Here is an 18,863-nt window from a genome sequence, read left to right on the forward strand (position 1 = left end):
TCAGGGTCGCGGCGTGGCCACCTGTATCCATCGCTCCTCGGCGGCATCGTATTCGACAAGACCCATGCGTTCGAACTCGTCGAGCCATCCGCGCATCGGCCACCAGCCCCACCGCCGGTGGAACAGCGCGGCGTTGACGAGGATGTCGTCGAGGTGTTCGACCGGCGGACTCGACACCGGGTGGTACTGATGGAAGGCGTGTGCACCGCCGACCCAGGCCATCGGCACCCCGGCACTCGCGGCCTTCTGGCCGAAGTCGGTGTCCTCACCGCCGTATCCCCGGTAGACGGTGCAGAATCCACCGATGCGGCGCCATACGAGTTTTCGGACCGCGAAGGAGAGCGACCAGAACAACTCGTGTGCGTCGTTCAGCACGATGTCGCCGTCGGGTGGGAACGGTCGAGCGGGATGGGGATCGATCGAATCGCCGAGCCGCTCGAGGTCGTAGCCGTCGGCTCCGGGCTCGGGCAGGTACGTGACAGGACCGTTGAGCAGCGCGGCGGGATGACGGTCGGCCGCTTCGGCATACCGCTCGATCAGGTCGGGAGCCGGAATGCAGTCGACGTCGAGGAACACCAGCAGGCCCGGCGATGCCGTCCTCGCTCCCAGATTCCGCGCCGCGGCGACCGGAAGTTTCCCGGAGTCGGCCTCGATCTCCACCACCCGCGCCGATGACCCCGCAGCTGCGACCACCTCGGCGACCTCCGGGTCGCCCATCGCAACGACGATGTGCTCGTCGGGCACTCGCGTGCTGCGCGCGAGTCCGTCGAGTTGCCGCCGCAGATGCGTGCTTCGGCCGGCGGCGACGGTGATCACCGAGAGGATCACGGCGCCCCCGCGAACTCGTCCAGAATTGCGGCCGCACGCGCCGCGGCACCGTCGACCTGCCAGCGTTTCCACTCGATCGGCTCGAGGCCACGTGCCCGTTCGATCAGTTCGGGCCATCGAGACGGATCGGGCCAGCCGTCGAGGCCGACCGCCAGGCCGGACCGGTCGAGAGCGGCCGCGGTGGAGTGCTGTTCGTCGAACGGTCGGGGTTCGGCGATCACCACTGCAGGTCGTGCGGCAGCTGCGATGTCGGCGACGGTGTTCTGTCCCGCGTGCCCGATCACGACGTCGGCCCCCGAAAGGACGGGCCACGGGTCGTCGATCCACGGACCACCCGTGACGCCGAGACCGTCCCATGTGTACTCCGGGAAACGGGTCGAGAAGCGGTGCAGATCGTCGACGGTGATAGACGACCCGCCGCTGCCGCTCATCACCAGGACCTTCGGCTTCGCACCCTGTGTCGGTGTGGGGGACGGGCGGCCGTCGAAACGGCTGATGCCCCCGACATACGACGTCCTGTCGGCATACGGGCGCAGCCAGTGCGGGTCGTAGACCTCCTGCGCCCACGGCGCGACGATGTGGTCGGCGACGCGGTACGCCAGGGTGTGCGCGGTATCGGTGCGTTCGCCCGGCATCGCCAGTATCACCACGGGAATGCCGTACAACCGGGCGAGGAGTGTCACCTCGACCGATACGTCCACCACGAGCAGACTCGGGCGCGTCGCGGAGATCCACGAACCCAGTGCGTGCATGCGTTCGCGGAGGCCGTCGTCGTGGGTGGGAACCCAGTGCAGGACGTCGTGGGCCGTCGGATCCTGCGCAGTGTCGACGGCGAGGTCGTCGCGGGGGAGCAGCACCACGTCGTCGAAGGCATCCGAAGCGCTGCCGAGCGGCGCCGACGACAACGCCGTCACCCGCGTCCGTAGATGCGCGCAGATGCTGCTCGCACGGGTGCGATGCCCGTGCCCGTGGTGATGGATGTAGTAGCCGATCATGCTGCCCCTGCGAGCTCCCGATACAGCGAGACGTATGCGTCGACCATCGTGCGTTCCGAACAGCGCGCCTCGGCGCGGGCCCGGGCGGACGCACGGGACAGACCGACCGCGCGGGGGACCGCCGCAGCCAAGCCGTCGATGTCGTCCGGCGCGACGAGGCATCCGCTGCTCTCGTCCACCACCTCCGGGATCCCGCCGCGGGCGAAAGCGACCACGGGTGTCCCGCACGCGAGGGACTCGGCGACGACGAGCCCGTACGGCTCGTCCCACTGCGGGGTGATGAGCGCTGCCGCCGAACTACCCACCACTGCAGCGAGATCGGGCTGCGAAAGGTGACCGAGATAGGTCACGCCGGGACCGAGGAACGGTTCGACGTGTTCGGAGAAGTACTCGCGATTGCTGATCGGGCCCGCGAGCCGCAATCGGTAACCGGCTCGCCGCGCGGCCTCGATCGCGAGGTGCGCTCCCTTCTCCGGTACGAGGCGGCCGAACCAGATCAGGTCGTCACCGCCCGGGCCGACGGGCCATGCGCCGAGATCGACGCCGTTGGGCACGACCGCGACCGGACCGGGGGTGGCGTGTTCCCACTCCGCGGCGGTGTGCCGGCTGACCGCGACGAACGTACCCGGACATCCACCCGGCGCCGCCATCGCCGACTCGAGCCAGGGCGTCGGCGGCGTGTGCAGGGTGCACAGCAACGGGGCGCGCAGTGTCCGGGCCATCGCGATCGGCAGGTAGTGCAGGCTGTGGTTGTGCACGACGTCGAAGGCGTCGGCCGACGGCCCTGCGAGATCGAGCATCAACGACAGGTAGGCGTGGTGGTCGCCGAGGAAACCGTCCGCCGGCGGCATCGACACGTCGCTGCGGGCGAGTTCACTGACCTCGAAGGAGGGCACTTCGAGGAACTCGGCCGGAAGTGTGGGGTCCGATCCCGGTGCGGCGAAGAGTGTCACCTCGTGCCCGTCCTTGCCGAGCGCGTGCGCGAGGTGCCACACGTGTGCTTCGAGTCCGCCGGCGAAGGGCTGGCGAATCGGATACCTGTTGGACGCGATGAGGGCTACGCGCAACGGTGTCGACGTCATCCGTTCCGGCCTCCCATCGCGCGTAGGTAGATGTCGCGGTGCGCACGGGCGAGTGCACGACGCTCGTCCATGCGTTGCGACCAGTCGGCTCGCGGAAAATCCCTGTTCTCGTACAACTCCCGTACGCAACGGTCGAGCGAGTCGGCGTCGAAGGTGTTCTCGTCGAAGGTGTACACGCCGCACCGGCGTTGTTCACCGTAGAAGCCGCAGCTCGGCGCGATCACCGCGGTGCCGAGGTCGTAGCACGCCTCGAGCCAGCCCGAATGGGTGCCGAAGCGGTAGGGAAGTACCGACACCGACAGGTCCGAGAGGTACTGCCACAGTTCGTCGTCGGAAAAGTACGGATGCACCTGTACATCCACGTGGGGTTGCTCGCCGTACCGCAGGATGCGCGACCCGGCTTCCGGGTTGTACCAATACGCGTCGGCGGGATCGAAGATCTCGTCGTGCACGTCGATCTGCAGTACGGCGCCCGGCAGGGATCGCACCGTCTCGGCGAGCGTGTCGAGAACGGGGAACAGATCCATGTTCGCCCGCAGGCTCTTCGCGTGTACGCCCACGACGAACGGCCCGTCGTTGCGGCGCGGTCGCTCGAGCCAGTGCTGTTCGACGACGTGCGGGTGCGGCAGGACCGTCGCCTCCCGTCCCCATCGCACACGGATCCGCTCGGCAGCGCCCGGCGTGAGGGTGATCAGTTCCTCCGCTGCGGGAATCAGCACGTCGAGCTGCTTGTGGTGCTCGCCCGGGTCCGGGTGGTGCGGGTTGCGCAGATCGTGGACGGTGTACACGAGTGGCTTGTGATGCTCGGCGAGTTCGGCGACGACGTCCTGCAGCTGTTCCGCGCCGATCGCGTCGAAGCCGAAATGGATGTGGAAGACGTCGAATTCCTTGCGGTGGTCGTTCACCCAGCCCGGTTCGAGCATCAACGGCGGCCACCACCCACCGGGCACCTTGCGGCCGTCGGCCGGAACCGGGTCCGTCAACCGGATCACGTCGTCACCCTCCGGGCACGCGAGGTGCCGGACGTAGACGTGTGATGCAGGAACCGACGCGACCCGAATCACCACAGCCGACCCTCTTCTCACTCGCGCGACATCCGCCGTACACACCGAATGGCCGGGAACGCCGTCCCCGGCCACCGTCCGGTGCTCCGCGCATACCCGTGGGAGAGGGCCTTCACACGTCGCTGCCCGACTCGTCCGATCTTCACTAGGGTGGCGGCAGAAGGACCATCGAGCGAAGGGATTCGGTATGGGTGTCAGCTTGGCCAAGGGAGGCAACGTCTCGCTGTCGAAGGAGGCGCCGAACCTGACGGCGGTGACAGTGGGTCTCGGCTGGGACGTGCGGGCGACGACCGGCGTGGATTTCGACCTCGACGCCAGCGCGTTGTTGACGAGTGAGAACGGCAAGGTCCTGTCCGACCAGCATTTCGTCTTCTACAACAACCTGCGTTCGCCCGACGGCTCCGTCGAGCACACCGGCGACAACCTCACCGGTGAGGGAGAGGGCGACGACGAGAGCGTGAACGTCGATCTCATTGCGGTTCCGCAGGAGGTCAAGTCGATCGTCTTCCCGGTGTCGATCCATGACGCGGACGCTCGTGGCCAGTCGTTCGGCCAGGTGCGCAACGCGTTCATCCGCGTCGTCGACCGTGCCGACAACCGCGAACTCGCCCGCTACGACCTCACCGAGGACGCGTCCACCGAGACCGCGATGGTCTTCGGGGAGTTGTACCGCCACGGTGGTGAGTGGAAGTTCCGCGCCATCGGGCAGGGCTACGCGTCGGGCCTCGCGGGCATCGCCCGGGACTACGGCGTGAACATCGGCTGAGAAGGGTTCAGCGGACGAGCTTCCACTTCTTGTCGTGCCGGTAGAAGGTCGACCGCTTGAGGGCCCTGGGGTTCGCGACCCCGTCGCGGGTGACGACCGTGGCGGGGGAACCGAGCTGCATCGCCCGGCCCGTCAGCCACTTGTATCCGCCGAACCAGCGGGGCCGGTCGATCGCGGCCCGCAGGCCGGGCATCGCCGGTGTGGGTTCGACGCGGATGCCGGGCACCGTGCCGGAGAACAGGCGGGTGTCGTCGACGTAGGCCTCTCCGACGAGCGCGTCGTCACCCTCACCGCACAACAACGCGCGGCCGACGAGGGCGATGCCGGCGTCGTCGCGGATGAGCGGCAACGGTTTCGCGACACCCTGGAGGGCGACGGTGGCGGCCTTGGACCCCGTCCGCAGCCCGTACGCCTCGGTGGCGGGGGTGCGCTTCTCCGGGACGTACGCGATCTCCAGGTCGAGTCGTTCGGTGCGCATGAGCCGTGTGACGGTCGCGGCGAAGGCCGCGTCGTCGCCCACGAGGACCAGACGAGGGTCCTCCACCGACTCGAGGTGGGCGAAGACGTCCTCGAAGTCGTCCTTCTCGGGGAGGGCAGGCGCAGAGAGTGCGGTCACGGGCGTCAGCGCCAACGGCAATGGCACGTCACCGCATCTGAGCACTACCGGGGTCAACGGGTCTCCTCGAGGGGTCGGGTTCGTCGGGCTCTCGGCTGCGTCCACTGTAATGGGAAGCCGGCAGCCGAGTGGGTCGGCGACCCACCGCCGCGCGCCGCAGCTCCGAGCGGTTCTGCCGTCCCGTCATCCGCGCTCGCCGGAGGGTGGACTACACTGTGGTCCCGGCTGCTGCCCGGTTGGGCAGGACCCTGCAGGCGAGACCGCCCGCACGTAGACACCTGCCTGAGGAGAGCGCGACATGCCGGCAATCGTCCTGATCGGAGCCCAGTGGGGCGACGAGGGCAAGGGCAAAGCTACCGATCTACTCGGCGGACGTCTGCAGTGGGTCGTGCGCTACCAGGGCGGCAACAACGCCGGTCACACGGTGGTGCTGCCCAACGGCGACAAGTTCGCCCTGCATCTGATCCCGTCGGGCATCCTGACCCCCGGCGTCAACAACGTCATCGGCAACGGTGTCGTGGTGGATCCGGGTGTACTGCTCACCGAACTCGAAGGCCTCGAGAAGCGCGACGTGGACACCAGCCGTCTGCTGCTCTCGGCCGACGCGCACCTGATCATGCCGTACCACGTGGCCATCGACAAGGTCACCGAACGCTTCCTCGGCAAGAAGAAGATCGGCACCACCGGCCGTGGTATCGGCCCCTGCTACCAGGACAAGATCGCCCGTGTCGGCGTGCGGGTCGCCGACGTGCTCGACGAGAAGATCCTCACCCAGAAGGTCGAGGCCGCACTGGAATTCAAGAACCAGGTGCTCGTCAAGATCTACAACCGCAAGGCACTCGACCCGCAGCAGGTCGTCGACGAGGTGCTCACGCAGGCGGAGAGCTTCAAGCACCGCATCACCGACACCCGCCTCGAGCTGAACAAGGCCCTCGAGCGCGGCGACACGATCCTCCTCGAGGGTTCGCAGGGCACGCTGCTCGACGTCGACCACGGCACCTACCCGTACGTGACGTCGTCCAACCCCACCGCCGGTGGCGCAGCAGTCGGTTCGGGTATCGGCCCCGCCAAGATCACGACGGTGCTGGGCATCCTCAAGGCGTACACCACGCGCGTCGGCTCGGGTCCGTTCCCGACCGAACTGTTCGACGACCACGGCGCCTACCTTGCCAAGCAGGGCGGCGAAGTCGGTGTCACCACCGGTCGCGCCCGCCGCACCGGATGGTTCGACGCCGTCATCGCCCGCTACGCGACCCGCGTCAACGGCATCACCGACTACTTCCTCACCAAGCTCGACGTGTTGTCGGGGCTCGACACCGTGCCGATCTGCGTCGGTTACGAGGTCGACGGTGTTCGTGTCGACGAGATGCCGATGACGCAAACCGACGTGCATCACGCCAAGCCGATCTACGAGGAGATGCCGGGCTGGTGGGAGGACATCTCCCATGCCCGCACCTTCGAGGAGCTGCCGCAGAACGCACAGAACTACGTGCTGCGTCTCGAGGAGCTCTCCGGTGCCTACATCTCCTGCATCGGTGTGGGGCCGGGCCGCGACGAGACCATCGTCCGGCGCGACGTGATCCGCTGATCCCACCGGCCCGACCGGGCCGGGCCGGTTGCGTGATACTGGACCGGTGATCACACGCGCGATAGGGGCGGCCTCGCTCGTCCGCGACCTCGGCAACTGGCAGGAGGCCCGTGACACGAGGCCGGCCTACCGGGCACTCGCGGACAGCATCCGCCTGCTCGTGCACGACGGTCGCGTCCCGCTCGGTGTCGCCCTGCCCAGCGAGCGGGAACTCGCCACGGCGCTGTCGCTGAGCCGTACCACCGTCGCGTCCGCCTACGCGGCCCTGCGGGACGAGGGCTATCTGCGCAGCCGCCAGGGCGCCCGCAGCACCGTCGCCGTGCCCGCCCGCCGCGGTTCCGAGAACACCGGCTCCCGGATGCCGATCGGTCCGGCGATCGATCTGAGCAACGCCTCGCTGCCCGCACCGGCGGCGGAGATCGAAGCGGCGTATGCGGCGGCGTTGCGGTCGATGTCGACCTATCTGGACTCGCACGGCATGGAACCCATCGGGGTGTCGGTGCTGCGCGAGGTCATCGCCCGTCGCTACCGCGAACGCGGACTGCCCACCACACCCGACCAGATCATGGTCACCTCCGGCGCGCAGCACGCGATGCGACTGCTGCTCGGCGTGCTCGACGATCCCGGCGACCGGGTCGTCGTCGACCACCCCACCTATCCCAATGCGCTCGAAGCCATCCGCCGCTACGGCGCGCGCCCGGTTCCGGTTCCGGTGCGTCCGGAGAACGGCCCGCACGGGGGTTGGGATCTCGAGGGTGTCGACAGCGCCGTCCGGCAGACCGCCGCACGCACCGCCTTCCTCGTCCCCGATTTCCACAACCCCACGGGTCTGTGCCTCGACGAGGACGGCCGCGCCGAACTGGCCCGCATCATGCGCGACACGCGGACGACGCTTGTCGTCGACGAGTCGATGGTCGATCTGTGGCTCGACGCCCCGCCACCGCCGCCGGTCGCGGCGATGCCCGCCGGCTCCTCGGTGGTGACGGTGGGCTCGACGGCGAAGTCACTGTGGGGCGGCCTGCGGGTGGGGTGGATCCGCGCCGATCGCGACACGATCGTCCGGCTGGCCGGAGCCCGTACTGCGGTCGACCTGGGCACACCCGTGATGGAACAGCTCGCGGCCGCGCATCTGCTCTCGGACGTCGACGAACTGCTCGAACGCCGACGCGCCGGATTGCGGGAGCGACGTCGTGCGCTGTGCGACGCCCTGGACCGGCGCCTGCCCGCCTGGGAGTACACGCCGGGGCAGGGCGGCATGTCGCTGTGGGCGCGGATGCCCGAGCCGGTGTCGACCTCGCTCGCGGCGGCCGCGCCCTCCCACGGTGTGCTGCTCTCCGCCGGCCCGCGATTCGGTGTCCAGGGCGCGTTCGAGCACTTCGTGCGGTTGCCGTACACGCAGGACATCACGGTCCTCGACGATGCCGTCGAGGCCATGGCCGCCGCCTACGACCAGGTGGCTTCCGGCCGGACCCCCGACGAGGCGCGGCTCGTCGTCTGATCGGCCTGCCTCAGGACATCTCGATCAGTTCGCGCAGCGCCGCCGAGACCTCACGGGGTCGTTCGAGGGGGCCGCAGTGCCCGCTGTCGAAGGTGCGCAGTTCGAGCAGGTTCGGCAGGCGCTCGGCGATCCACTCGGATCGGCCCGGCGGTGAGATCCGGTCGTGGCGGCCCGCGATCACGAGGGTCGGTGCGGTGATCGCGGCGGGATCCACCGTGTCCACCATGTCGACCAGCAGCCGTCCGTAACCGCCGCGTCCCCGCGCCGACGTGCGGCCGAGCATGCGGTCGACGTCGGCGGTGATCGTCGCGGCCGCACCCGTCCCGACTGCGACGCGCGACAACAGGTGCTTGCGGAGCGGCATCCGCTTGGGCAGCGGCATCCGTGCGAGCGGAACGACGGTCTGCGCGACGCGCCGTCGCACCCGCGTCAGGCTCTGCGGTCCGCGCAGGAACTGCACGTTGTCGAAGATCTCGCCCGGCGTGGTGTTGACCAGACCTACCGCCGACACTCGTGCGTCGACGTCGCGCGGATACCGCTCGGCCCAGGCCATCACGGCGATCCCGCCCATGGAGTGCCCGGCGACCACGACGGGACGGCCGTCGGGTGCGGCCGCGCCCAGCACGGCGTGGAGATCGTCGGCGAGGTGGTCCATCGTGTACGCCCGGGCGGGGGCGGCCTGGCTGCGTCCGTGACCGCGGTGGTCGAAGGCGACCACCCGGTAGTCGTCGCTCAGGGCGCGAATCTGATTGCGCCAGAAGCCGAGTTCGCACAAAATGCCGTGCGCCAGGACGATTGTCGGGGCGTCGGCGGGGCCGTAGGCCTCGGTGTGGATGCGGGTGCCGTCCGTGCTGCGGACGTCGAGTACCTCCGGGACACGGCCCGGGACCGCGGTGCGTGCTCGTGCTCGTGCCGTGGCCGCCGATCGATGGATCGCGGCTCCCACCCCATCACTCATGGGGGTGTTGATAGCACAACGGTTACGGCGGGATCGGTGGTTCTCCCACCGATGGGACAGGCCCGGAACCGTATCGGTGGAACACCGTTACGATCCCGGGCCCGGGCTGCCGGATCAGACCCAGAGGGTGTCGATGTCGGTGGCCTCGGCCGCCGGTGCCGCCGGCTCGCCGGCGGGTGTGCGCGAGAAGCGCGGCGCCGGAGCATGCTGCACGATGCCGTCGATCTCGACGAGCGAACCGCGCGCGACGAGGTGCTCGTTCTCCTCGGCTTCCGCGAAGGTGAGGACGGGGGAGACGCAGGCGTCGGTGCCGAGGAAGATCTCGCTCCACTCGTCGCGGGTCTTCGACAGGAACTTCTCGGTGAAGATCTTTTTCATCTCCGCCCAGCGGGAAGTGTCGAGCTGCTGCGGCAGCTCGGCCGGATCGAGCTCGAGGCCCTTCAGCAGAAGGGCGTAGAACTGCGGCTCGATCGAGCCGACGGCCATGTACTTGCCGTCCTTGGTCTCGTAGACGTCGTAGAACGGTGCGCCGGTGTCGAGCAGGTTGACGCCGCGCTCGTCCGACCACACGCCGCGACCGCGGAACGCCCACATCATGTGCGAGAGTGCGAGGGCACCGTCGACCATCGCCGCGTCGACGACCTGGCCCTTGCCGGAGGTCTGCCGCTCGACGAGGGCGGAGAGGATGCCGAACACGAGGAACATCGAACCGCCGCCGAAGTCGCCGACCATGTTCAGCGGCGGCACCGGACGTTCGCCCTTACGGCCGATCGCGTGCAGGACACCGGTGAGCGAGATGTAGTTGATGTCGTGGCCGGCCGCGTTCGCGAGCGGACCTTCCTGGCCCCAGCCGGTCATGCGGCCGTAGACGATGCGGGGGTTGCGCTCGAGCACGACGTCCGGTCCGAGGCCGAGCCGTTCGGTGACACCGGGACGGAAACCTTCGATGAGGACGTCGGCGCGCTCGAGCAGACCCAGGACCTTCTCGATATCCGCAGGATCCTTGAGGTTGGCCTCGACGATGCGGCGGTTGCGCTGAATGGGATCGCGCTGACCCGCCGGCGGGATCTCACCGGGGCGCTGCACGATGACGACGTCGGCGCCGAGATCGGCGAGCAGGGTCGCGGCGTGCGGGCCGGGACCGAGCCCCTTGAACTCGACGACGCGGACACCCGCGAGCGGACCCTTCTTCTCAACAGCTTCAGCGGACACTCGACGAACCTCACTCCGATACGTAGGGACTGTCGCAACGGAGAGTACCTTAGCGAGCGTTCAGAATATGGTTCCGGTCACTCGAGCGGATCACTCCTCGTAGAGGTCCGCCTCGCTCAAGCCGGTCGCCTCGAAGGCCTCCGCGAGGTCGGCGTGGCGGACCACGATGACCACCTGGTCGTCGACCACCCGGAAGGCGATCGCCTCCTCGCGGGGACTCGGGTCCGCCGCCCAGGTGGCGGTCTCCTCGACCACCACGATGCCCTGATGGACGAACATGCGGCCCGGCTCGAGGGTGACGCCGGCCGTCGTCGCCCACTCGCGCAGCTCGTCGAGTCCCTGATCGGGATCGTCGTCGGGGGTGGGCAGCACGATGTCGTCGCTCGACAACTGCACGAGCGTGTCGATGTCGTTGCTGTTCACGGCGTCGTGCCAGGCCAGGACCGTGGCGATCTCCGATGTGCTCATGATCGAGAGCCTAGTCGTCCGGTCACGGGCAGAGCAGCGTGAATCCGCCGAATCCACTGCCGCGCTCGGGCGCTCCGGAGCACAGTGGACGTATGACGATCACCGGCCAACTCGTGAGCTTCATTCCGAGCACCGACCTCGACGTCTCGGAGATGTTCTACGTCGACACCCTTCGCTTCCGGAAGATCTCCCGCGACCCCTTCGCGCTCGTCCTCGACGGCGGCGACGGCGCGCCGGTCCGGGTGACGCTCGTGCAGTCGCGCGAGGAGACCGGGTACACAGCGCTGGGCTGGCGGGTGTCCGATCTCGACGGCATCGTCGAACGACTGCGCGAGCACGGCGTGGAATTCGTGCGCTACAACGGCATGGACCAGGACGACCACGACGCGTGGACCGCGCCCGACGGCATGCGGGTCGCCTGGTTCCGCGACCCGCACGGCAACGTCCTGTCGCTCCTCGAAGAACACACCTGACGGAACGTCAGCTGCAGCCGCTGGTGTTCCCACAGGACGGACACGCATGGCACGACCCGGCACGTTGCATCTTCACCCCGCACTGCATGCAGTACGGCGCGTCCGGATTCGACGGTGACGGAGCTGCGAGCCCACCCGGGGAGGCCGCACGCGTGCTGCGCCGTGCGGTGGCCGGCGGATCGGGCACACGCACCGGCGGCGTGCTCGTGTACGGGGTGAGCGTCGGAGTGTCCGGGACGGAACGCTCGGCGACGGTGAGGATGCCCAGTTCGGCTCGCTCGTCGGGTTCGAGATAGTCGACAGCCAGGCGCCGGAAGATGTAGTCGAGGATCGACGTGGCGATCCGCAGATCCGGATCGTCGGTGATCCCGGCCGGCTCGAACCGCGTGCTCGTGAAGGCCCGGACGAACGTCCGCAACGGAACCCCGTACTGCAGACCGTAACTGACCGACATGGAGAAGGCGTCCATGATGCCGGCGAGCGTCGAACCCTGCTTGGACACGCGCAGAAACATCTCGCCGGGACGCCCGTCGTCGTACTCGCCGATCGTCACGAATCCCTTGCAGTCGGCCACCCGGAACTCGAAGGTCCGCGAATTGCGGGTGCGTGGGAGGCGTTCGCGGCGAGGTGCGGTGGACGGTGCCGCCGACTCCGTGACCGCCGGGCGCGACGACGTCGACAACGGTTGCCCCAGTTTGCAGTTGTCGCGGTAGATCGCCAGCGCCTTCACACCCAGACGCCACGCGTCGACGTACATGTCGGCGATGTCGTCGACCGTCGCGGACTCGGGCAGGTTCACCGTCTTCGAGATCGCACCCGACAGGAACGGCTGCACCGCGGCCATCATCGCGACGTGGCCGCGCGGCGAGATGACGTTCTCGCCCATGGACGTCGCGAAGACCGGAGCGTGCTCGTCACGCACGTGCGGTGCGCCCGCGAGGTCATGGTGCAGATCGAGATGCGCGACGATGTCGGCGACCTCCGACGGGCCGTAACCCAGGCGCGACAATGCTCGCGGCACACTGCGATTGACGATCGTGAGACTGCCTCCGCCGACGAGTTTCTTGGTCTTCACCAACGCCAGATCCGGTTCGATCCCGGTGGTGTCGCAGTCCATCGCGAGCCCGATGGTGCCGGTGGGGGCGAGGACACTGACCTGGCTGTTGTGCACACCGTGTTCGGTGCCGTCGGCCACCGCACGATCCCACGCCTGCCGTGCGGCTTCGAGCACGTCGGCCGGTGCGAGATCGGCGTCGATGTCGTCGAGCGATCCGCGATGCTTGCCCAGCACGTCGAGCATCGGTGCGCGGTTCTCGTCGAACCCGTCGAACGGGCCGAGGCGCCGCGCCAGATCGGCCGAGACGGCGTAGGCGTGCCCGGTCATCAGGGCGGTGATCGCCGCCGCGGTCGCGCGGCCCGCCGCGCTGTCGTAGGGCAGCCCCGAAGCCATGAGCAGCGCACCGAGATTGGCGTAGCCGAGTCCGAGCTGCCGGAACCGACGCGACGTCTCACCGATCCTCGCGGTGGGGTAGTCGGCGCGGCCGACGAGGATCTCCTGCGCGGTGAGCATCACCGCCACGGCGTGACGGAAACCGTCGACGTCGAAGGTGCCGTCCTCGCGGAGGAAGGTGAGCAGGTTCAGGCTCGCGAGGTTGCAGGCCGAATCGTCGAGATGCATGTATTCCGAACAGGGATTCGACGCGTTGATCCGGCCGGTCGCGGAGGCGGTGTGCCAGGCGTTGATCGTCGTGTCGTACTGGATTCCGGGGTCGGCGCACTCCCAGGTGGCGGATGCTATGCGCTCCAACAACTCTCGAGCGCGCACCGTGCGGACGGTCTCGCCGGTCGTCACGGCGCGCAGGGGCCACTCGGCGTCGGCCGTCACCGCGTGCATGAACTCGTCGGTCACGCGCACCGAGTTGTTCGCGTTCTGGTACTGCACCGAATGGATGTCGGTGCCGTCGAGGCCCATGTCGAAACCGGCCTCGGCGAGCACCCGCGCCTTGCGTTCCTCGATCGCCTTGCAGTCGACGAACTCCTCGACGTCGGGATGGTCGACGTCGAGGATCACCATCTTGGCGGCCCGCCGGGTCTTGCCACCGGACTTGATCGTGCCGGCCGACGCGTCGGCGCCGCGCATGAAGCTGACCGGACCGGATGCGCTTCCGCCGCCGGTCAGTGGTTCGGCCGACGAGCGGATCCGGGAGAGGTTCACCCCGGCCCCCGATCCGCCCTTGAAGATCACTGCTTCCTGGCGGTACCACTCGAGGATCGAGTCGATGCTGTCGTCGACCGAGAGGATGAAGCACGCGCTGGCCTGCTGAGGAGTGTTCGGCACGCCGATGTTGAACCAGACGGGGCTGTTGAACGAAGCCCGTTGGTGGACCAGCAGATAGGTCAGCTCGGCGGCGAACGCCTCGGGATCGTCCAGGTGGCCGTCGGTATGCCCCCACGCCGTGATCGTATCGACGATCCGTGCGATCACGTCGCGCAGCGAGTGCTCGCGATCTGGATGCCCGAGCTGCCCGCGGAAGTACTTCTGCGTGACGATGTCGGTGGCGTTCTGCGACCAGAAGGCGGGGAACTCCACGTCCGTCTGTTCGAAGACGACGTAGCCGGTTCCGTGGTGCACGATCCGCGCGTCGCGCCGCTGCCAGTCGACCGTCTCGGCCGGATCGACGTCGGGTGTCGTGAAGTAGCGGACGTCGCCCCGGATCTCGCCTTTTCCGACGTCCGGCACACTCTTCGGGCTGCTGTGAGGCTTTGCACTGCTCATCGCGTCCCTCCCGGGGCCGTGGACCGGTGGCACATATAGTCCCACCATGGTCTCACCGCGTCTCGATACTCGGCTTTCTTCCACGGCGCCGCTCGGACCGGTCGCGCCGTGAGCGCCGGAGGCGAACTGCTCGTCGGGCTGGCGATCCTCGTCGGCCTGCTCGGAATCGTGCTGCCGATCCTGCCCGGCGTCCTGCTGATCTTCGGTGCGATCGCGGTGTGGGCGTTCGTCACGGGAGGCACCACCGCGTGGGTCGCGCTCGGTGTGGCGACGGCGGCGCTGCTGGTCACCGGCATCGTGAAGTACACCTGGCCCGGGAAGCGACTGCAGGAGGCGGGCGTGCCGAACCGGTCGCTGATCCTCGCCGGGCTGCTCGGCATCGTCGGGTTCTTCGTCGTCCCCGTGGTCGGCCTGTTCCTGGGCTTCCTGCTCGGCATGTACCTGTCGGAGGTGCAACGGCACCGCACCCATCGCGACGCGTGGGTCTCGACCGTGGCGGCCACCAAGGCCGTCGCGTTGTCGATCCTCGTCGAACTGCTCGGCGGACTCGTCGCGGCCTCGGTGTGGCTGGGAGCCGTCCTGTTCGCCTGAGCCCGGAATACGAGGAGGGGACCCATCCGTGCGGATGGGTCCCCTCCTCATTCGTTCAGCTCAGGCGCAGGTCACGTCAGGTCCGGCTCACGACTTGTGCGGCTCGCTCGCGCGGAACATGTCCTCGCGCTCGACGACCTTCACACGCTCGCGGCCCTCGGCCTCACCGAGGCTGCGCTCGTGCGCATCGAGGCGGTACCAGCCCTGCCAGGTCGTGTACGGCAGCTGCTTGTCCTCGAGGAACTTCACGATCGCGTCCTCGGAGGGATCCTCGGGGGTGTTCAGGCGGCCGGCGGCACGATCCTCGAGCAGGTTCGCGACGGTCTCGTTCGCGTCGCCCTTGGTGTGGCCGATCAGGCCCACGGGGCCGCGCTTGATCCAGCCGGTGACGTAGGTGTGCGGCATGAACCGGCCCTCGCCCTCGGCGCTCTCGTCGGCGAGAACACGCCCGGCCTCGTTCGGCACGGTGCCGGCCTGCTCGTCGAAGGGCAGTTTGGCGATGTTCTGCGACAGGTAGCCGACCGCGCGGTAGACGGCTTGGACGTCCCAGTCGCGGAACTTGCCGGTGCCGCGCACGTTGCCGGTTCCGTCGAGCTCGGTGCGCTCGGTGCGCAGGCCGACGACCTTGCCGTCCTCGCCGAGGATCTCGTGCGGGGACTCGAAGAAGTGCAGGAACAGCTTGTGCGGGCGGTCGCCGACGTCGCGGATGGCCCAGTCCTGCAGGGTGTTGGCGACCATGTCGACCTGCTTGGAGTTACGCCGCGCCTGCTCGGAGCCCTCGTCGTAGTCGATGTCCTCGGGGTCGACGATGACCTCGATGGTCGGGGAGTGGTCGAGTTCGCGCAGCTCGAGCGGCGTGAACTTGGCCTGCGCCGGGCCGCGGCGACCGAAGACGTGCACCTCGACGGCCTTGTTGTTCCTCAGGCCCTCGTAGACGTTCGGCGGGATCTCCGTCGGCAGCAGCTCGTCGCCGGTCTTGGCGAGCACGCGGGCGACGTCGAGCGCGACATTGCCGACACCGAGGACGGCGACCTTCTCCGCCTCGAGCGGCCAGGTGCGCGGCACGTCGGGGTGACCGTCGTACCAGGACACGAAGTCGGCGGCGCCGTAGCTGCCGTCGAGGTCGATGCCGGGGATGTTCAGCGCGCGGTCCGCGTTCGCGCCGGTGGAGAAGATCACCGCATCGTAGAAACGCTGCAGGTCGTCGAGGTTGAAGTCGCTGCCGTAGTCGAGATTGCCCAGCAGACGGATCTGCGGCTTGTCGAGCACCTTGTGCAGGGCGGTGATGATGCCCTTGATGCGCGGATGGTCGGGCGCGACACCGTAGCGGATCAGACCGAACGGTGCCGGCATGCGCTCGAACAGGTCGATGCTGACCCCGGGATCCTGCGCAGTGTCGGACTTCATGAGTGCGTCGGCGGCGTAGATACCGGCAGGGCCGGCACCGACGATCGCGACGCGAAGGGGACGAGTCTGATCGGTCATCAGGGGATCAACTACCTCTTCGGTGTGCGGACGGACATATCCAGCTTAAATTAAGGCTGCCCTCAGTGGGCCGGGCGCAGGTCGCGCGGGGATGACGGCGAAGGAGGATGAATCGAGCCGTCGAGCGAATCGCTTCAGCGACAACACATGTGGGCACCCATACGACACAGGTCGACGGCGAGGCGTCGAACGAGCTGCGTGGTGGCCATGCCACAATTCCTACCTCGAGAGGGTTTATAGGGCAAATGCGGTCGCGACAGGCCACGATCTCGCTCCCACTAGGATCGGGCGCATGGCGAAGCGCGGAGCCCCCGAACCCGAACCCGATCCCGGTCCGGATCCCGACGGTCCCACCAGTAGCAGCACAGGGCCCTTCCTCGGAGCCCTCGCCGTCCTGGTGGTGCTCGTCCTCGTCGTCTTCGGCGCCCAGATGTTCTCCCCGGCGGGTGACGACCTCACCGAGGACGAGATGGTGCGCCGCGCCGTCACCGACTACGTCTCCGCTCACAACGAGAACGACGGACCGATCCTCGACCGGCTGCGGTGCAGCGAACTGTCCCCCGACGATGCGCCGCTCGCGGACGTCGAGGGACGTGTCGAGCTGCAGGCCGCGCAGAACATCTCCGTGGACGGCGATCGGGCCACCGTGGACGTCCGGACCGGCGTCGATGGGCAGGCACAGACCGAGACGTGGCAGGTCGTCCGCATCGACGACGTGTGGCGGATCTGCCGGTTCTGAATCGGTGCCCGTGCGTATACGAAGCGGTGCCCGCGTGTACGTCACGGCCCGACCTGTGAAAACATGTCCGGGTGAGCTACGCAGGTGATATAACGCCGCGGCAGGCATGGGACCTGCTGCACGGTGATCCGGATGCCGTGCTCGTCGATGTGCGTACCGAAGCCGAGTGGAAATACGTGGGGGTCCCCGAGACCTCGTCGCTCGGTCGCAGGACCGTGTTCGTCGAGTGGGTTCGTTACCCCGACGGCGCCCCGAACCCGACCTTCGTCGAGGATCTGCGGGCAGCGGGTATCGGCGGCGGGCCGGTGATCTTCCTGTGTCGCTCGGGTCAGCGCTCGATCGGTGCGGCCGAAGCCGCCACCGCCGCGGGCCTGACCCCCGCCTACAACGTTCTCGAAGGATTCGAAGGCGCTCTCGACGGTGAAGGCCATCGAGGCGCCGAGGGCTGGCGGGCCGCGGGCCTGCCGTGGAGGCAGTCGTGAGTTCCATCCCCCAGGGCGGCGCGTTCAGCAAGGCGCTGCCCGACACCGTTCGTCCCGCCACGCTCGGCGTGCGCGGCGGCACCCTCCGATCCGGTTTCGAGGAGACCTCCGAGGCCCTCTACCTCAACTCCGGGTTCGTCTACGAGTCGGCCGAGGCCGCCGAAGCCGCCTTCACCGGCGACGTCGACCATTTCGTCTACTCCCGTTACGGCAACCCCACGGTGAAGATGTTCGAGGAACGTCTGCGCCTGCTCGACGGTGCCGAGGGGGCGTACGCCACTGCGTCCGGCATGTCCGCGGTGTTCACCGCGCTCGCCGCGCTGCTCGGCAAGGGCGACCGCCTCGTCGCGGCACGCAGCCTCTTCGGTTCGTGCTTCGTCGTGTGCAACGAGATCCTGCCCCGCTGGGGCGTCGAGACGGTGTTCGTCGACGGTGAGGATCTCGAGCAGTGGGAGAAGGCGCTGTCGGTGCCCACCACCGCGGTCTTCTTCGAGACCCCCTCGAACCCCATGCAGACCCTCGTCGACGTGCGTCGCGTCTCCGAGATGGCGCATGCGGCGGGCGCGAAGGTGGTGCTGGACAACGTCTTCGCCACCCCGCTGCTGCAGCGCAGCCTCGACCTCGGCGCCGACGTCGTCGTGTACTCCGGCACCAAGCACATCGACGGCCAGGGCCGTGTGCTCGGCGGTGCGATCCTCGGTCCCAAGGACTACATCGACGGACCGGTGCAGCAGCTCATCCGCCACACCGGACCGTCGCTGAGTCCGTTCAACGCGTGGACGCTGCTCAAGGGCCTCGAGACCATGCCGGTGCGGTTGCGTGCCTCGGTCGATTCGACGTTGCGCATCGCGCAGTTCCTCGAATCGCAGGACGCGGTGCGGTGGGTCAAATACCCCTATCTCGAATCGCACCCGCAGTACGAGCTCGCGAAGTCGCAGATGAGCGGTGGCGGCACGATCATCACGTTCGAACTCGACGCCCCCGAGGGCGAGGGCAAGAAGCGCGCCTTCGAGTTGCTGAACAAGCTGCGCATCGTCGACATCTCGAACAATCTCGGCGACGCCAAATCGCTCATCACCCACCCGGCGACCACCACCCACCGGGCGATGGGGCCCGACGGCCGGGCCGCGATCGGTCTGTCCGACGGTGTGGTGCGACTGTCCGTCGGCCTCGAGGATCCCGAGGATCTGCTCGAAGATCTCGAGCAGGCGCTGTCCTGACCTGCGAAGCCGTGAGCTACGC

18 protein-coding genes are annotated in these 18,863 nt (G+C 68.3%); 8 read left to right on the forward strand and 10 right to left on the reverse strand.

Annotation, left to right across the window (positions count from 1 at the left end):
* The 4 genes from GON09_RS22775 to GON09_RS22790 are packed head-to-tail and all read right to left on the reverse strand — an operon-like array spanning position 1 to position 3,969.
* The gene (locus GON09_RS22775) at positions 1–828 is read right to left on the reverse strand and encodes a glycosyltransferase family 2 protein (RefSeq protein WP_213933867.1); all 828 of its coding nucleotides are present in this window, start codon (positions 826–828) and stop codon (positions 1–3) included.
* Positions 825–1,823: a glycosyltransferase gene (locus tag GON09_RS22780; RefSeq protein WP_213933869.1), complete on the reverse strand. Its 999-nt coding sequence runs from the start codon at positions 1,821–1,823 to the stop codon at positions 825–827. Before GON09_RS22780 ends, GON09_RS22775 begins: the two co-directional genes overlap by 4 nt.
* Positions 1,820–2,905, reverse strand: coding sequence for a glycosyltransferase (locus GON09_RS22785; RefSeq protein ID WP_213933870.1), 1,086 nt, complete (start codon positions 2,903–2,905; stop codon positions 1,820–1,822). The genes GON09_RS22780 and GON09_RS22785 overlap by 4 nt, the downstream gene beginning before the upstream one ends.
* Complete coding sequence (locus GON09_RS22790; RefSeq protein ID WP_213934598.1) at positions 2,902–3,969, reverse strand: glycosyltransferase family 1 protein; 1,068 nt, start codon at positions 3,967–3,969, stop codon at positions 2,902–2,904. Before GON09_RS22790 ends, GON09_RS22785 begins: the two co-directional genes overlap by 4 nt.
* Positions 3,970–4,156: 187 nt before the next feature.
* On the opposite strand from GON09_RS22790, the gene GON09_RS22795 reads away from it, so the two are divergent.
* Complete coding sequence (locus GON09_RS22795; RefSeq protein WP_213933871.1) at positions 4,157–4,735, forward strand: TerD family protein; 579 nt, start codon at positions 4,157–4,159, stop codon at positions 4,733–4,735.
* A gap of 7 nt (positions 4,736–4,742) precedes the next feature.
* On the opposite strand, the gene GON09_RS22800 is transcribed toward GON09_RS22795, so the two are convergent.
* Positions 4,743–5,396 carry a hypothetical protein gene (locus GON09_RS22800; protein WP_213934599.1) on the reverse strand — a complete coding sequence of 218 codons (654 nt, stop codon included), beginning with the start codon at positions 5,394–5,396 and terminating at the stop codon, positions 4,743–4,745.
* 253 nt (positions 5,397–5,649) lie between these two features.
* Between GON09_RS22800 and GON09_RS22805 the strand changes: the two genes are divergently transcribed.
* Positions 5,650–6,939, forward strand: a complete 1,290-nt coding sequence (locus tag GON09_RS22805) for an adenylosuccinate synthase (RefSeq protein ID WP_213933872.1) — start codon at positions 5,650–5,652, stop codon at positions 6,937–6,939.
* Between the two features lie 46 nt (positions 6,940–6,985).
* Positions 6,986–8,437: a MocR-like transcription factor YczR gene (gene yczR, locus GON09_RS22810; protein ID WP_213933873.1), complete on the forward strand. Its 1,452-nt coding sequence runs from the start codon at positions 6,986–6,988 to the stop codon at positions 8,435–8,437.
* Positions 8,438–8,447: 10 nt separating this feature from the next.
* Here the strand turns inward: yczR and GON09_RS22815 are convergent, their stop codons facing one another.
* The 3 genes from GON09_RS22815 to GON09_RS22825 form a co-directional block, all read right to left on the reverse strand.
* Positions 8,448–9,395, reverse strand: coding sequence for an alpha/beta fold hydrolase (locus GON09_RS22815; protein ID WP_213933874.1), 948 nt, complete (start codon positions 9,393–9,395; stop codon positions 8,448–8,450).
* Positions 9,396–9,509: 114 nt separating this feature from the next.
* The gene (locus GON09_RS22820) at positions 9,510–10,607 is read right to left on the reverse strand and encodes a CaiB/BaiF CoA transferase family protein (protein WP_213933875.1); all 1,098 of its coding nucleotides are present in this window, start codon (positions 10,605–10,607) and stop codon (positions 9,510–9,512) included.
* A gap of 90 nt (positions 10,608–10,697) precedes the next feature.
* A complete protein-coding gene (locus tag GON09_RS22825) occupies positions 10,698–11,075 on the reverse strand; it encodes a nuclear transport factor 2 family protein (RefSeq protein WP_213933876.1) in 378 nt (125 codons plus the stop codon).
* Between the two features lie 92 nt (positions 11,076–11,167).
* Here GON09_RS22825 and GON09_RS22830 point away from each other — a divergent pair, with 92 nt between their 5' ends.
* Entirely contained in the window at positions 11,168–11,548 is a 381-nt protein-coding gene (locus GON09_RS22830) for a VOC family protein (protein WP_213933877.1), read from the forward strand.
* Between the two features lie 7 nt (positions 11,549–11,555).
* Here GON09_RS22830 and GON09_RS22835 read toward each other — a convergent pair whose 3' ends face one another.
* The gene (locus GON09_RS22835; protein WP_244865617.1) at positions 11,556–14,324 is read right to left on the reverse strand and encodes a vitamin B12-dependent ribonucleotide reductase; all 2,769 of its coding nucleotides are present in this window, start codon (positions 14,322–14,324) and stop codon (positions 11,556–11,558) included.
* A 108-nt stretch (positions 14,325–14,432) separates the two neighbouring features.
* Here GON09_RS22835 and GON09_RS22840 point away from each other — a divergent pair, with 108 nt between their 5' ends.
* Positions 14,433–14,915 carry a DUF456 domain-containing protein gene (locus GON09_RS22840; RefSeq protein ID WP_213933878.1) on the forward strand — a complete coding sequence of 161 codons (483 nt, stop codon included), beginning with the start codon at positions 14,433–14,435 and terminating at the stop codon, positions 14,913–14,915.
* 87 nt (positions 14,916–15,002) lie between these two features.
* Here GON09_RS22840 and GON09_RS22845 read toward each other — a convergent pair whose 3' ends face one another.
* Complete coding sequence (locus GON09_RS22845; RefSeq protein ID WP_213933880.1) at positions 15,003–16,400, reverse strand: FAD-dependent oxidoreductase; 1,398 nt, start codon at positions 16,398–16,400, stop codon at positions 15,003–15,005.
* A 292-nt stretch (positions 16,401–16,692) separates the two neighbouring features.
* On the opposite strand from GON09_RS22845, the gene GON09_RS22850 reads away from it, so the two are divergent.
* From GON09_RS22850 to GON09_RS22860, 3 genes are all read left to right on the forward strand, one after another.
* Positions 16,693–17,139 (forward strand): Rv0361 family membrane protein, encoded by a 447-nt coding sequence (locus tag GON09_RS22850; protein ID WP_213933882.1) that lies wholly within the window; start codon positions 16,693–16,695, stop codon positions 17,137–17,139.
* 71 nt (positions 17,140–17,210) lie between these two features.
* On the forward strand, positions 17,211–17,621 hold the full coding sequence (locus GON09_RS22855; RefSeq protein ID WP_026003257.1) for a rhodanese-like domain-containing protein: 411 nt from the start codon (positions 17,211–17,213) through the stop codon (positions 17,619–17,621).
* Complete coding sequence (locus GON09_RS22860) at positions 17,618–18,841, forward strand: O-succinylhomoserine sulfhydrylase (RefSeq protein ID WP_213933883.1); 1,224 nt, start codon at positions 17,618–17,620, stop codon at positions 18,839–18,841. Before GON09_RS22855 ends, GON09_RS22860 begins: the two co-directional genes overlap by 4 nt.
* Positions 18,842–18,863: the final 22 nt, after the last annotated feature.

The sequence above is a fragment of the Rhodococcus sp. B50 genome, from assembly GCF_013602415.1.
Classification (GTDB): domain Bacteria; phylum Actinomycetota; class Actinomycetes; order Mycobacteriales; family Mycobacteriaceae; genus Rhodococcus.

Excerpts from the sequence above, each read along its gene's own strand:
- GON09_RS22825 (WP_213933876.1), bottom strand. The coding sequence starts at position 11,075 with ATGAGCACATCGGAGATCGCCACGGTCCTGGCCTGGCACGACGCCGTG.
- GON09_RS22815 (WP_213933874.1), bottom strand. The coding sequence starts at position 9,395 with ATGAGTGATGGGGTGGGAGCCGCGATCCATCGATCGGCGGCCACGGCA.
- GON09_RS22835 (WP_244865617.1), bottom strand. The coding sequence starts at position 14,324 with ATGAGCAGTGCAAAGCCTCACAGCAGCCCGAAGAGTGTGCCGGACGTC.
- GON09_RS22850 (WP_213933882.1), top strand. The coding sequence starts at position 16,693 with ATGGCGAAGCGCGGAGCCCCCGAACCCGAACCCGATCCCGGTCCGGAT.
- GON09_RS22780 (WP_213933869.1), bottom strand. The coding sequence starts at position 1,823 with ATGATCGGCTACTACATCCATCACCACGGGCACGGGCATCGCACCCGT.
- GON09_RS22795 (WP_213933871.1), top strand. The coding sequence starts at position 4,157 with ATGGGTGTCAGCTTGGCCAAGGGAGGCAACGTCTCGCTGTCGAAGGAG.
- GON09_RS22830 (WP_213933877.1), top strand. The coding sequence starts at position 11,168 with ATGACGATCACCGGCCAACTCGTGAGCTTCATTCCGAGCACCGACCTC.
- GON09_RS22845 (WP_213933880.1), bottom strand. The coding sequence starts at position 16,400 with ATGACCGATCAGACTCGTCCCCTTCGCGTCGCGATCGTCGGTGCCGGC.
- GON09_RS22785 (WP_213933870.1), bottom strand. The coding sequence starts at position 2,905 with ATGACGTCGACACCGTTGCGCGTAGCCCTCATCGCGTCCAACAGGTAT.
- GON09_RS22805 (WP_213933872.1), top strand. The coding sequence starts at position 5,650 with ATGCCGGCAATCGTCCTGATCGGAGCCCAGTGGGGCGACGAGGGCAAG.